13 protein-coding genes and 1 pseudogene are annotated in these 13,048 nt (G+C 73.2%); 6 read left to right on the plus strand and 8 right to left on the minus strand.

Annotated elements, in window-relative coordinates; genetic code table 11:
* Window positions 1-13: 13 nt before the first annotated feature.
* The 3 genes from ACH4F2_RS12200 to ACH4F2_RS12210 all read right to left on the minus strand — a co-directional run bounded on the left by ACH4F2_RS12200 (window position 14) and on the right by ACH4F2_RS12210 (window position 2,575).
* Window positions 14-1,054, minus strand: coding sequence for an NAD(P)-dependent alcohol dehydrogenase (locus ACH4F2_RS12200; RefSeq protein ID WP_398132628.1), 1,041 nt, complete (start codon window positions 1,052-1,054; stop codon window positions 14-16).
* 68 nt (window positions 1,055-1,122) lie between these two features.
* Window positions 1,123-1,902 (minus strand): SDR family NAD(P)-dependent oxidoreductase, encoded by a 780-nt coding sequence (locus ACH4F2_RS12205; RefSeq protein ID WP_398132629.1) that lies wholly within the window; start codon window positions 1,900-1,902, stop codon window positions 1,123-1,125.
* 10 nt (window positions 1,903-1,912) lie between these two features.
* Entirely contained in the window at window positions 1,913-2,575 is a 663-nt protein-coding gene (locus ACH4F2_RS12210) for a TetR/AcrR family transcriptional regulator (protein ID WP_398132630.1), read from the minus strand.
* 184 nt (window positions 2,576-2,759) lie between these two features.
* On the opposite strand from ACH4F2_RS12210, the gene ACH4F2_RS12215 reads away from it, so the two are divergent.
* Window positions 2,760-2,996 carry a hypothetical protein gene (locus ACH4F2_RS12215; RefSeq protein WP_398132631.1) on the plus strand — a complete coding sequence of 79 codons (237 nt, stop codon included), beginning with the start codon at window positions 2,760-2,762 and terminating at the stop codon, window positions 2,994-2,996.
* A gap of 197 nt (window positions 2,997-3,193) precedes the next feature.
* Window positions 3,194-4,852, plus strand: coding sequence for a catalase (locus ACH4F2_RS12220; protein ID WP_398132632.1), 1,659 nt, complete (start codon window positions 3,194-3,196; stop codon window positions 4,850-4,852).
* A 3-nt stretch (window positions 4,853-4,855) separates the two neighbouring features.
* On the opposite strand, the pseudogene ACH4F2_RS12225 reads toward ACH4F2_RS12220, so the two are convergent.
* Window positions 4,856-5,002 (minus strand): annotated as a pseudogene (locus tag ACH4F2_RS12225) (fructosamine kinase family protein); the annotation flags it as partial.
* A gap of 230 nt (window positions 5,003-5,232) precedes the next feature.
* On the opposite strand from ACH4F2_RS12225, the gene ACH4F2_RS12230 reads away from it, so the two are divergent.
* Together ACH4F2_RS12230 and ACH4F2_RS12235 are read left to right on the plus strand one after the other, a co-directional pair.
* Window positions 5,233-5,556 carry a hypothetical protein gene (locus ACH4F2_RS12230; protein WP_398132633.1) on the plus strand — a complete coding sequence of 108 codons (324 nt, stop codon included), beginning with the start codon at window positions 5,233-5,235 and terminating at the stop codon, window positions 5,554-5,556.
* 71 nt (window positions 5,557-5,627) lie between these two features.
* On the plus strand, window positions 5,628-6,392 hold the full coding sequence (locus ACH4F2_RS12235) for a maleylpyruvate isomerase family mycothiol-dependent enzyme (RefSeq protein WP_398132634.1): 765 nt from the start codon (window positions 5,628-5,630) through the stop codon (window positions 6,390-6,392).
* Window positions 6,393-6,579: 187 nt separating this feature from the next.
* On the opposite strand, the gene ACH4F2_RS12240 is transcribed toward ACH4F2_RS12235, so the two are convergent.
* A complete protein-coding gene (locus tag ACH4F2_RS12240) occupies window positions 6,580-7,821 on the minus strand; it encodes an SLC13 family permease (RefSeq protein ID WP_398132855.1) in 1,242 nt (413 codons plus the stop codon).
* Window positions 7,822-8,124: 303 nt separating this feature from the next.
* Between ACH4F2_RS12240 and ACH4F2_RS12245 the strand changes: the two genes are divergently transcribed.
* Complete coding sequence (locus tag ACH4F2_RS12245; RefSeq protein WP_398132635.1) at window positions 8,125-8,658, plus strand: hypothetical protein; 534 nt, start codon at window positions 8,125-8,127, stop codon at window positions 8,656-8,658.
* A gap of 108 nt (window positions 8,659-8,766) precedes the next feature.
* On the opposite strand, the gene ACH4F2_RS12250 is transcribed toward ACH4F2_RS12245, so the two are convergent.
* Window positions 8,767-10,011, minus strand: a complete 1,245-nt coding sequence (locus ACH4F2_RS12250; RefSeq protein ID WP_398132636.1) for an MFS transporter — start codon at window positions 10,009-10,011, stop codon at window positions 8,767-8,769.
* A 545-nt stretch (window positions 10,012-10,556) separates the two neighbouring features.
* Here ACH4F2_RS12250 and ACH4F2_RS12255 point away from each other — a divergent pair.
* Window positions 10,557-11,564 (plus strand): NAD-dependent epimerase/dehydratase family protein, encoded by a 1,008-nt coding sequence (locus ACH4F2_RS12255; RefSeq protein WP_398132637.1) that lies wholly within the window; start codon window positions 10,557-10,559, stop codon window positions 11,562-11,564.
* 155 nt (window positions 11,565-11,719) lie between these two features.
* On the opposite strand, the gene ACH4F2_RS12260 is transcribed toward ACH4F2_RS12255, so the two are convergent.
* Together ACH4F2_RS12260 and ACH4F2_RS12265 are read right to left on the minus strand one after the other, a co-directional pair.
* A complete protein-coding gene (locus ACH4F2_RS12260) occupies window positions 11,720-12,283 on the minus strand; it encodes a hemerythrin domain-containing protein (protein ID WP_398132638.1) in 564 nt (187 codons plus the stop codon).
* Between the two features lie 89 nt (window positions 12,284-12,372).
* Window positions 12,373-12,954 (minus strand): DoxX family protein, encoded by a 582-nt coding sequence (locus tag ACH4F2_RS12265; protein WP_398132639.1) that lies wholly within the window; start codon window positions 12,952-12,954, stop codon window positions 12,373-12,375.
* Between the last annotated feature and the right edge of the window lie 94 nt (window positions 12,955-13,048).

The following is a 13,048-nucleotide window of genomic DNA, read 5'->3' on the forward strand; positions in this document are numbered from 1 at the left end:
AGGGGCCGGGTGGTCAGCCGTGGGGCAGGATCACCGCACGGCCGTTGACCTTCCCCTCGTGGAGCCGCTCGTACGCGAGCGGGGCGTCGTCCAGGGAGTACGTCTCGGTGTGCACCGACACGGCACCCGCACGGGCCAGGTCCAGCACCTCGATGAACTCGCTGCGGCTCCCCCAGTAGGGGGCGTTGACCGACACTTCGAAGGGCAGCAGGCCGAACCCGACGGGGATCGATCCGCCGCCGATGCCGACCAGCGTGACATCGGCCTCGACGGCCGCGACGGCGCCCGCGGTCTTCACGGTGGGCGCCACACCGACGAAGTCGAACACGGCCTGGGCGCCGAGACCGCCGGTGAGTTCGCGCACCGCGTCCGCCGCCTTGGCGTCCGACAGCACCGCCTCGTGCGCGCCGACCTCGCGGGCGAGGCGCAGCTTGTCCTCGCTCACGTCGAGGGCGACGACCCGGGCGGACGTCAGGGCGCGCAGCAACTGGATGGCGACGTGGCCGAGACCGCCGGTGCCGATGACCACCGCGGTCGACCCGGGGACCAGCTTGGGCAGCGACCGCTTGATGGCGTGGTACGGCGTCAGCCCGGCGTCCGTCAGCGGTACGGCCGCGACGGGGTCGAGCCCGTTCAGCGGGACCAGGTGCCGGGGGTCGTCGATGAGCAGGTACTCGGCCATCGAGCCCGGACGCCCGAGTCCCGGCGGGTGGATGCCCAGCTCGTCGGCGCGCAGGCAGTAGTTCTCCTTGCCCTCGGCGCACTTGGCGCAGGTGCCGCAGCCCCACGGTCCGTACACGGCGACCGCGTCGCCGTCGTTCAGCCCGGTCACACCGGCGCCCAGCGCCGCCACCGTGCCGACACCCTCGTGGCCGAGGGTGAGCGGCAGCTCGTAGGGGAAGCCCTCGGCGGGCCAGCTCATCACCGCGATGTCGGAGTGGCAGACGCCGGCGGCGGTGACCTTCAACAGCACCTGGCCGGGGCCGGGTTCCGGGTCGGGGACCGTGACCACCTCGGGCGGCGCCCCGATGGTGCGGTACTGCAGTGCCTTCATGGTCGAACTCCTTCGTTCTCCCCCCGGTTCGTTCTCCCCCTCGTCCTCCCCGTGAAGCGGGGCCCGGCTCAGACGGCGGTGTAGGCGCCGTCGACCAGGTGGTAGCTGCCGGCGACGAAGGACGCCCGGTCCGACAGCAGGAACGCGATCAGTTCGGCGACCTCCTCGGAGCGCCCGAGGCGGCCGGCCGGGTGCAGGGCGACCAGGCCGTTGTAGGCGGCCTCGTCCATGCTCTTCAGCAGCGGGGTGTCGATGAAGCCCGGGCCGACCGCGTTGACCCTGATGCCCTTGGCCGCGTACTCGGCGGCGGCCGACTTGGTCAGTCCGACCACGCCGTGCTTGGCGGCGACGTAGGCGGGGGAGCCGGCGAAGCCGACCGAGCCCAGGATGGAGGCGACGTTGACGATGGCGCCGCCCTTGCCGGCCGCCTCGATGGCGGGCAGTTCGTAACGCATCGAGTAGAAGACGCCGTCGAGGTTGGTGCGCACGACGCGGTGGTAGGCCTCGACGTCGTACTCGCCGGTCGGGGCGCTCGGGCCGCCGATGCCCGCGTTGTTCACGGCGAGGTCCAAGCCGCCGAAGGTGTCGACGGCGAACGTCACGGCGGCCTCGACGGACTCCGGACGGGTCACGTCCACCTCGACGGCCGCGGCGCGGACGCCCGCCGCCGCCAGTTCGGCAGCCGCCTTCTCGGCGCCCTCGGCGTTGTAGTCGGCGACGACGACCTTCGCGCCGCCGACGGCGAGGCGGCGGGCGGTGGCCAGGCCGATACCGGAGGCGGCGCCGGTGACGAGGGCGGTGCGGCCGGCGAACTCGGCGTCGGGGGTGGAGGTGCCGGTGGTGCTCATGGTGCGGTTCTCACTCTTCGTTGGTGCTGTCGGGGGTCGCGGACGCGGCCTCCGAGGTCAGGGCGTCGTAGGCCCGCTCCACGAGGGCGGCGAGGTCTGCGGCTCCCGAGTCCCGGTCGTCGCCGCGTGCCCACAGGCGGAGGGCGGCGATCAGGACTCCGGCGGCGGCGTCGACGAGGGCGGCGGGGCGTACGTCCCGGGCGTCGTCCGTGCCGAGCCGGCCGGCGACGATGCGGATCGACTCCTCCTGGGCGTCGACCCGGATGCGCTGGTAGGCGGCGAACAGGTCGGGCTCGGTGTCGGCCAGGGCCAGCAGCCGGCGCATCCGGGGACGCACGTGCCAGGCCGGGTCGTCCCGGTCGGCCAGCCAGTCGCGCACGGCCCTGCGATAGGCGAGCAGGGGCGGCTCGTCGGCGGGACGGGACCGCAGCAGTGCGTTGATGCGGTCGCCGTCCCGGCGGACGAAGTCGAGGGCGGCGTCCTCCTTGCCGGCGAAGTGCCGGCTGAACGTGCGGCGCGTGACGTCCGCCCGCTCGGCGATGGCTTCCACCGTGGTCGCCGCCGGCCCGCGCTCCAGCAGCAGGTCGCAGGCGGCGGTGGCCAGCGCGTCGCGGGTCTGCCGCGCCTTGCGCTGCCGCCGGTCCTCGGTGGTGGAGGGCTTCGTTGCCGTCATGCTTCCGATCGTACACCCGAAAATGTCCCAATGGGACACATGACCCGGCGGGACATCACCACTCGGGTGCAGGGTCCGCTCCCGGGTCCCGGATCCGGCTCCGGTCGTGAACGCCGTGTGCCCCGTGGCCTTCCGGGTACCCGGCCCGCACTTCGGATCGGACACCACCTGATGGGAGACCCGCATGGCCAGCGGCACGGAGACCGGCGGCGTGACCGGCACGCAGGACAAGGACTACAACCTGATCTGGTACGTCGAGTCGTGCCTGAACAACGCGCTGCGCCTGGAGACGTACATCCAGGACGCCGAGCGCAACAAGGACACCGAGGTCGCGGAGCTGTTCCGCAAGGCGCAGGCGGACAGCCGCAAGGGCGCCGAACTGGGCAAGAAGCTGCTGCGCGCACGGCTGAACGGCGGCTGACCCGTCCGGCCCGCTGGGGCCCGGACGCCCCGACCCGGGCGCCCGGGCCTTCGGTGCGAGGCATGGAAAACGCACACAACGGTATGTGTCGGACACCTCACCGTGGGTACCCGGGGCACCCATGTGCGCGGCCGACGTGCCGCCTCGCAGCTCAGGGCCGCGTCCGAGCCGGCCACGAGTCGAAGGAGCCCACGAACATGACGGACGTATCGAGCCAGGGACCCGCCCCGGGCGACGACCGCAAGGTGCTCACCAACCGGCAGGGGCACCCCGTCTACGACAACCAGAACCAGCGCACCGTCGGCGCCCGCGGCCCCGCCACGCTGGAGAACTACCAGTTCCTGGAGAAGATCAGCCACTTCGACCGCGAACGCATCCCCGAGCGCGTCGTCCACGCCCGCGGGGTCACCGCGTACGGCTACTTCGAGGCGTACGGCGCCTGGGGCGACGAGCCGATCGACCGCTACACCCGGGCCAAGCTGTTCCAGGAGCGGGGCAAGCGCACCGACCTCGCAGTCCGGTTCTCCACCGTCATCGGGGGACGCGACTCCGCCGAGACGGCCCGCGACCCCCGCGGCTTCGCGGTGAAGTTCTACACCGAGGACGGCAACTGGGACCTCGTCGGCAACAACCTGGGCATCTTCTTCATCCGCGACGCGATCAAGTTCCCGGACGTCATCCACGCCCTCAAGCCGGACCCCGTGACCTTCGAGCAGCAGCCCCGGCGCATCTTCGACTTCATGTCGCAGACGCCGGAGTGCATGCACATGCTGGTCAACCTGTTCAGCCCGCGCGGAATCCCGGCGGACTACCGCCACCAGCAGGGCTTCGGCGTCAACACCTACAAGTGGGTCAACGCGACCGGGGAGACCAAGCTCGTCAAGTACCACTGGATGCCCAAGCAGGGCGTCCGCAGCATGACCGAGGAGGACGCCGCCAACGTGCAGGCACAGAACCTCGGCCACGCGACCAAGGACCTCTACGACGCCGTCACCCGCGGCGACCACCCGGAGTGGGAACTGCTCGTCCAGATGATGGACGACCACGACCACCCGGAGCTCGACTTCGACCCGCTCGACGACACCAAGACCTGGCCCGAGCAGGAGTTCCCGCCGAAGCCGGTCGGCCGGATGGTGCTCGACCGGATGCCGGAGAACTACTTCGCCGAGAACGAGCAGATCTCCTTCGGTACCGGCGTGCTCGTCGACGGCCTGGACTTCTCCGACGACAAGATGCTGGTCGGCCGCACCTTCTCGTACAGCGACACCCAGCGCCACCGGGTCGGTCCGAACTACCTGCAGCTGCCCGTCAACCAGGCCAAGCACGCCGACGTGCGCACCAACCAGCGCGACGGCCAGATGGCATACCGCCAGGACGGCGGCGGCGAGAACCCGATCGTCAACTACGAGCCGTCGATCACCGGCGGCCTGCGCGAGGGCGAGTACCCCACGCACGACGACCAGGGCCCGGAGATCCGGGGGCGGCTCACCCGCGCACGCATCCTGCGCACCAACGACTACCTGCAGGCCGGGCAGCGCTATCTGCTGCTGGAGCAGTGGGAGCGCGACGACCTCGTGGCGAACTTCGTCAACCTGCTCTCCCAGTGCGACCGTCCGGTGCAGGAGCGCATGGTGTGGCACTTCCTGCTGGTCGAGAACGACCTCGGCCTGCGGGTGGGCGAGGGCATCGGCATCAGCCCGCAGGACGTCTCGCACCTGAAGCCGCTGGCCAGTCAGACCCTCACCGACGAGGACCGTGAGCGGCTGGCCAACCTCGGCAAGAACCCGCCGCGCGACGTGGAGGGCCTGACGATGACCCACTGCGTACCCAACGAGCGGCACGTCGTGACGCGCTGACGCTCACCCCGGGCGCCGCAGCGCCGCCGTGAGCGCCTGCACGGCGTAGCCGCGCCCCAACAGCACGGCGTGCACCAGCAGCGGGAAGAGCTGGTGCACGCCGACGCGGTCGGCCCAGCCCTCGGCGAGCGGCGCCGTCTCCCGGTAGCCGTCGCCGCGTTTGACCATCACCGTGTGTCCGTCGGCGAGGGTGACTTCGGTGAGCGCTCCGGACAGCGGGCGTTCACCGGTCACCGGCCGGCCGGTGAACCGGGCCGCGGCGGTCGAGGGCGAGGAGGCGGGGCACACGGCCACCAGACCAGGGCCGGGCTGCGGCCGACCCGGTGAAAAACGCCCGGTACGCCGATCGAGCACCCCGGGTACGGGGGAGCAGTGAGACTATGACCAGTTCAGCGTTCCATCGCACCATCACCCTGCCCGCCCCCGTGTGTGAACAGGCGGCGTTCCATCTCGAGCAGGCGGTCCAGAAGGCCATCGACGGCGCCGCGACCCCCTGGCGTGCGTTCCGCGGGGCCGACGGTGACGACTTCGCGTTCTCGGTCCCGGTCGTCGAGCAGGCCGCGGGCTGCCTGCTGGTCCTGGCCGCCGAGAGCGCCCAGAGCCTTCGGCCCTCCGCCCTGCGTGCCCTGATCACCGTCGCCCTCCATCTGCGGGACGCCGCGGAGGCCGTGCGCCGCCCGGCGATCCCCAGCGTGGCCTGGTGAGCGCGGGGCGGCTGGCGCCGCGGCGGGAAAACCCGGTGCCCGGCCCCTGAGCGTGTGTTTGGCTCTGCGGCATGGAATTCACCCGCTTCCTCGACTGCCTCGCGGCCGACTACGACCGGCTGCGGGCCGTCGTCGAGACCGACGCCGACGCCCCGGTACCCACCTGCCCCGGCTGGACCGTCGGCGATCTGACCCGTCACGTCGGCGAGGTCTACCTGCACAAGACCGTCGCCATACGGGAGGGCGTCGAGCGCGAGCCCTGGCCGCCGAAGGAGTTCGCCGAGGAGGAGCCGACGGCGCTGCTCGACCGGGGCTACACCGCGCTGCGCGCCGAGTTCGCCTCCCGCGCTCCCGAGGACCCGGCCGCCGCCTGGTACGGCCCCGACCAGAGCGTCGGCTTCTGGATCCGGCGGATGGCACAGGAGACCGTCGTCCACCGCATCGACGCCGAACTCGCCACCGGCCGGCCTGTCGCGCCCGTCCCGGCCGATCTCGCCGTGGACGGCATCGACGAACTGCTCAAGGTCTTCGTCGCGTACTCCGTCGCCGAGTGGGGCGACTACTTCACCGGCGTCCTGGCCGGCTCGCCGGGGCGTACGTTCCTGGTGCGGGCCGGGGACGCGGCGTGGCGGGTGCGGACCGGCCCGGGGGAGCTCACCGTGACGGACGGCGCCGGCGACGGCACGGCCGACGTGACGTTCAGTGGAACCCCGGAGGCCGTGCTGCGCCGGCTGTGGAACCGGGAGGGCACCGCCGGGGGCGACCGTGTGACGGTCGAGGGGGCCCCGGAGGCGGCGGAGGAACTGCGGCGATGCATCGTCGTGGCGACCGAGTGAGCGAAGACCCGGCCGGTACGGCCTCCGGCAGCTACGGGCCTCCGGTACGGGCCTCCGGCAGGTAAGGAGTGGGTGGGAACCGGGTGTGGGCAGCCCGACCGGAGCGGGGCGACCGGTCGCGCGGGCGTCCGGCCCATGCGGGGCGCCCGGGCGAACGGCCGCCCCGAACCGGCCCGCGCCGCCGGTGTCACACGCCGATGAGGCGCAGCGCACCCCACAGGGCCACGGTCGAGGCGACGACCGTGGCCGGTACGGTGAGCAGCCCGAGCAGGGTGAACCGGCCGAGGTCCGCCTCGATGCCGTGCCGGTGCAGGATCCGCCGCCAGAGCAGGGTGGCGAGCGAGCCGACGTAGGTCAGGTTCGGGCCCAGGTTCACGCCGATCAGCACCGCGAGGACCTGGCCCGGTCCGGCGGGCGCGGTCAGGGGGAGCAGGGCGAGGACGGCCGGCAGGTTGTTGACGAGGTTGGCCAGCACCGCGGCGACCGCGGCCACCCCGAGCAACGCCGGCAGTGAGTCCCCCTCGGGCAGCAGCCGCCCGAGCCCCGAGGCCGGGCCACCCGCCACCACACCCTGCACCACGACGCCGAGGGCCAGTACGAACAGGCAGAACGTCGGCGACGCGGCGCCCACCAGTTCCCGGGGCGTGACATGGCGCCGGGCCAGTGCCCGACCGCCGAGCACCACAACCCCGCCGAGCGCCGCCCACGCGGGGTCCAGCCCGGCAGGCGAGGCCACGGCGAACCCGGCCAGGGTCAGGGCCAGGACCACGACGGTGAAGCGGGGCACCCTCGGCTCCGCCAGGGGCGCCGGCGCGGAGCCGGCGGACACCGGCTCGTCCAGGTCCGCGCGGAAGAAACGGCGGAACACCGCGTACTCCACGGCGATCGCGGCCAGCCAGGGCAGCGCCATCAACGCGGCGAACCGGGTGAAGGACAGCCCACTGGCCGCGAACGCCAGCAGGTTGGTCAGGTTGGAGACCGGCAGGAGCAGTGAGGCGGAGTTCGCCAGATGCGCCGTGGCGTACACGTGCGGACGGGCCCGGGCGCCGGCCCGCGACGCGGTGGCCAGGACCACGGGGGTGAGCAGTACGACGGTGGCGTCCAGGCTGAGCACGGCCGTGACCGCGCAGGCCACGGCGAACACCCCGGCCAGCAGCCGCGGGGGACTGCCACCGCACCGGCGGGCCACGACCGCGCCGACGGCCTCGAACAGCCCCTCCTTCGCGCACAGGTACGCCAGCACCAGTACCAGGGCGAGAAAGGCGACGACCGGCAGCAGCGTACGTGTCTGCTCCCACGCCTGGTGCGGGGTGACCGTGCCCAGCGCCACGGCCAGCGCGGCGGCGGGCACCGCGGCCGCGGCCTCCGGCAGCCCCCGCGGGCGCAGCACGGCGAAGACCAGGACACCCAGGAGCAGGACCACGGGCACTGCCTCGGAGAGGACGGTGGTACTCAGGACTTCTCCTCCACGCGGTGAGCCGGGCGGCCACCTGGTGATCGACAAGGACTGCCCAGGGTCGCATCCCTGGGTGAGGACGGGCGCGGGAAGGGGCTCCGCCACACGTCCGCAGACCCGCGGACCGGCCCGCGGACATGTGTCCGAGGCCACGCCGACGACGAGAGCCGGGCCATGTTCCGCGCCGGGAGCCGCGGGCTACGGTCTTCGGGTCCCCTGTTCTCCCACGACGACCAGACTCCTGTCCCCACGACGAGTAGTTCGGACGGCCCGGCAGTGCATACAGATCTCTCCCCCGTCATCGCGGCGACCGCCCAGTGGCTCACGGGCGCCTATCCGGCGTCCGGCGGCGCGCTGGCCCGCGCCCTGTGCGAGGCGCAGGCGCGGCAGGCCGTGACGGTCGCGGCCCGGCTGCGCTATCCGACCCCGATGGACGCCGCGCTGATGGGCGTGGCGGGCCCCGGAGGCTCCGCCCGGCTGGACTGGATCACCGGCGCCGACGGCACGGCGGCCGCCGACCCGGACGAGGACGACGGGGGCGCCTGGCGCACCTGGGTCGACGAGGTCGTGGCGAGCTGGGCGGCTTGTCTGCTGACCGACCCGGAGCTCGCCGTCCTGGCCGCGGCCGCGCTGGATGAAGGCCGCACGGCCGGTACGCCGGCCGAGTTCCGCCGCCTGCTCGCGCCCGACGAGCACGACCGGCGGGCGGCGGCGCTGCTGCGCCACCCCGACCTCGCGGCGCCCGTCGCCGAACTGCACCACGCCCAGCTCGTCGCCCGGCTGGATCCGGGCCGGGCACTCGTCGCCTGACTCCCGCTCGGGTGACGCCGGCACCCTCCGCGTCACCCACCCGGCCCGAGCGGGTGCTCCGCGGCGGGGCTCGCCGGGCCCAGCCGCCTCCGCCCCCCCGCCACCAGCTCAGGCAGCCGTCCCCAGCACCGCCTGCCCGGGTGCGTCGGCGTCCCCGGGGCGCACCGCCACCGGCGCCGTGGACCGGCGCTCGCGCAGGAGGTGGCCCGCGCCGATGGTGCCCGCGATGATCAGCCCGCCCGCGATGAGGGCGCCCCGCGCGCCGGCCAGCTCCATCAGCAGGCCGAGGGCCGGCGGGCCGCCGAGGCTCCACACCGTGCCGATGCTGCCCCACACCCCGAGTACCCGGCCCCGCATGTGCGCGGGCGGGTCGGTCTGGAGCACGGCGGTGCCCGCGGTGTCGGAGACGGACTCCACCACGGCCATCGGCAGCACCATCACCAGCAGGACGGCCAGCGACGGCGACAGCCCGGCCACCACCTGCAGCAGCCCGCCCGCCGCCGCCAGTGCGCCCACGATCCGTACGGAGGGCCGGCGCAGCCGGGCACCCAGGACCGCGCCGACGATGCCACCGGCCGCCAGCACCGTGGAGACCGTGCCGAACGACCCGGCGCCGCCCGCGAGCGGTCCGGTGACGAGCACGGCCAGGGTGAGCTGGTAGTTGCGCCCGAAGACCGCGCTGACCCCGGTGACACCGGCCAGCGCCAGCAGCCGGGGGCGGCGCGCGAAGAAGGCAAGCCCCTCCCGCACCGTCATGGTGTCCGCCTCACCGCGGCGCTTCCGGGCCCCGATGTGCTTGACCGCTCCGCGCGCTGGACGCAGGAAGGGGATGACCGAGGCCACGAACAGGAAGGAAAGCCCGTTGGCGGCGTAGGCGGCGGCCGTGCCGAGGAAGCCGACCGTCACCCCGGCCAGCGCGGCGCCGGTGAGCCGGCCCGCCTGGTGGACCAGCGCGCCCACCCCGATCGCGGAGGGCACGTCCTGAGGCGGGACGAGATCGTTGCCCAGCAGCGAACACGCCGGGCCGTCGACGGTGGCGATGACGCCGGTGACGGCGGCCAGCACCATCAGGGAGGTCACGTCGAGCCGGTCGAGCGCCACCATGAGCGCCGTCACGAACGCGACCGCGCCGAGCAGCGCCTGGCTGACCGCGGCGGTCAGTTTCCGCGGCCAGCGGTCGACGGCCGCACCGCCGAACACGCTGATCAGCAGCGCCGGCGCGGCCTGGACGGACATCGACAGACCTGTCGCGGCGGCGGACCCGGTGATCTGCAGGACCAGCAGGTTCTGCACCGTGAGCTGCATCCACGTACCGGCGTTCGACACGAAGTTCGCGACCGACCACCAGCGCATGCTGCGGTACCTCAGGGACCGCCACGGTGAACGGGACGCGGCCTCGGCCGGTGCCGGGGCGGGAGGCGGCGCGGGGGCCGGCGGGGCGGGGGCGGGGGAAGAAGACACAGTGCGCCACTCGAAGACGAGTCGTGAGACCCGGAAGAGGAAGGGGACGGGAGTGCGAAGGCCGGCTGCGTTGCGCGGCCACTCCACTGAGCCGGTTTGACGGCGCCGACCATCGTGACAGAAGGGACCGGCGAGTCATCGCCGGTGCATGCCTTCCAGCTCGGTCGATCTGGCTCAAGTCCCGGTACGGTGAATGTACTTGACGCGGCGAGTGGGCTTGATCACAGCCTCCGGCATCCCCCGGCGCCGGAGCCGGCAGCCGTGACGGTGGCCACAGCGGCCCCGCCCGCCCCGTACGGCCGATCGCGCGGGCCGTGCCGAAGGGGTCCACGGCAGCCGTCAGAGCATGAAAACGACTCGGTGGGGCACCCGGGGCCACGCTCGTCAGCGCTCCGTCAGTGCTCCGTCAGCGCTTCGGAGGAAGGAAGGTCGTCCTCATGATGCCGATGGCGGCGTTCAGCCCGCGGGCAGCGGCCCGTCCGCCCTGGGACCGCGCCCTGGTGATCGGCGGCGCGGGCTTCCTCGGCTCCCATCTGTGCACCCGCCTGCTCGATTCGGGTGTCGAAGTCGACTGCCTCGACAACCTCTCCACGGGGCGTGCCGAGAAGGTGGCCCACCTCGCCGGCCGTCCCGGCTTCCGCTTCCTGGAACGGGACATCTCCGAACCCGGCTGCGCGGACGCGCTCACCGGCCCCTACGACCTGGTCCTGCACCTGGCGGGCCCCGCGTCCCAGGCCGCCTGGCCGGACCGGCCCGTGGAGATCCTCGACGCCGGCAGTCTCGGCACCCGCGCGGCGCTGGCCGTCGCCGGCCGGGACGGCGCCCGGTTCCTCCTCGCCTCCTCGCCGCCCGACGCCCACCGCGGGAGCGACGCCGACCCGGTCGGCCCGCACAGCGCCTGCGCCGAGGCCGTCCGGTTCTCCGAGGCCCTGGTCGCCGCGCACGCGGGCGCCCACGGTTCGAACGCCGGGATCGTCCGGCTTTTCACCGGCTACGGCCCCGGCATGCGGACGGACGACGGGGGAACACCGGCCGCCTTCATCCGGCAGGCCCTGGCCGGCCGGCCGGTCACCGTCACCGGGGACGGCCGTCGGACACACCCCCTCTGCTATGTCGACGACATGGTCGACGGCGTGCTGCTGGTCGCGGCAGGCCGCTCGGTACGGCCCGTGGACATCGGCGGCGACGAGGAGCCCACGGCCGTGGAGATCGCCCGCCTGGTGATCGACCTGGCCGGCTCCGGCTCGCCGCTGGCGTTCGTCGAGGCGACCGGTGAGGGGCCCGCCGAGCCCCGGCCGGTCACCGGCTTCGCCCGTGAGATCTTCGGGTGGCTGCCGGGAGTGACCTGGCAGGACGGTCTGGAACGCACCGTCGACTCCCTCCGCGGACGGCCCGATCCGGTCCCGACGGCGACGAACGAACGGGCGGGGGAGTGGTGGGCCTGAAGCAGTCCCACGATGCCGTGTCCCAGCGGGCGGGGTGGTGCGCCTGAAACAGCCCCACGATGCCGTGTCCCAGGACGAGGGGCCCCTCGCCTTCGTATCGGCGACGGGCCCCTCGTCACGAGGTGCCGATGGCACGGGTGCCTGTGGCGGCGCGGTCAGCCGGGCTTGCCCCGTCCCGACATCGCGTCCCGCACCCGGTCGACCATGCCCGCGCCGGGTGCCAGGAGCTTGTTCATCGGGGGCTTGTCCGGGGCGGAAGGGTGCGGTCGCGTCGGAGCCGTCTTCTTCGCCTGGCGGACCTTGTCACCCAACTGGTCCAGGGCCTCGGCGGGGCACGCCTCGCGGAGCCTCGGGAAGAGGTTGCCCTCCTCGTCGGCGACGTGTTCGCGGATCTCGCTCATCAGCATGCCGATCAACCGGTCGAACTCGGCGTCGTCCGCCGCGCAGCCCTCCAGGTCCTTCATGATCTGCTCGGCCTCGGCGTGGTCCTCGAGCTCCTTGTCCGCGAGGGCGCCCCCGTTCGCCACGTGCTCGCGAACGGCCGGGTAGAGATACGCCTCCTCCGCCACCGAATGCCGGATCAGCTCGATCGTGGCCTGATCGGCGTACAGCTTCCGGTCCTTGTGACCGGGCGGCAGCGCCTCGATCCTGCCGAAGAGCTCCTCGACCTCACGGTGATCGGTCGTCAGCTCGTCGATGACGTTTCCTCCGTGTCCCATGTTCCACCTCCAGCCAGGTCGTGGCGGTTACGGGACCGACCCGCCACGAGCGTCGGGTCCCCCCGCACTCGGTGGGCTAACGCCCGGGTTCACCGGTGCCGGGCCCGGACCGGCCATGACGACCGGCAGTTGCGGCTTCGCACGCCGAGCCTGGCCCGGACGCCACCCACGGCCGCCGCGGGGCCTGCCGTGGCCCGGATCGAACGCTGTACCAGATCGGCGTCGTGCCGCAGGTCACGGGCGGCGTGCCGGCCCCGCCACAGCAGGGAGGGGGCACTGCCGGTGTCGTCGGCCGCGATCAGCAGCCCGCCCATCATGGACAGGTTCTTCAGGAAGTGGACCCGCTGCTGGGCGCGGTCGGACGGGTCCTCCGCCTCCCAGTAGCGGTGCGCCGCCAGTGTGGTGGGGACCAGCGTCGCCGCGAGGGCCAGCGCGGCGAGCCGCGGACAGCGGCCGAGCCCGAGCATGATCCCGCCGGCCACGTGGGCGGCGCCGTTGAGCCGGACGAGTTGTTCGGTGCGGTCCGGCAGCACCGGCACGCGGTCGGCGACCGGCCGCACGATCGGCTCCGCGGCCGGGGCCACGTCCTGCGGCCTGCGCAGGCACTGCAGACCGCCCGCGACGAACATCGAGGCGAGCAACGGGCGGCCGACCATACGCAAAAGACTCATGACGCTCTCTCGCTCTCTCGAAGAGGTACTGGCCCAGACCGGCGGGGATCACCGAAGGTGTGACGCCTACTGGGATCATCAGGTGCCCGGACCG

Origin of the sequence: Streptomyces sp. NPDC017890, assembly GCF_044328675.1 — a bacterium.
GTDB lineage: Bacteria > Actinomycetota > Actinomycetes > Streptomycetales > Streptomycetaceae > Streptomyces.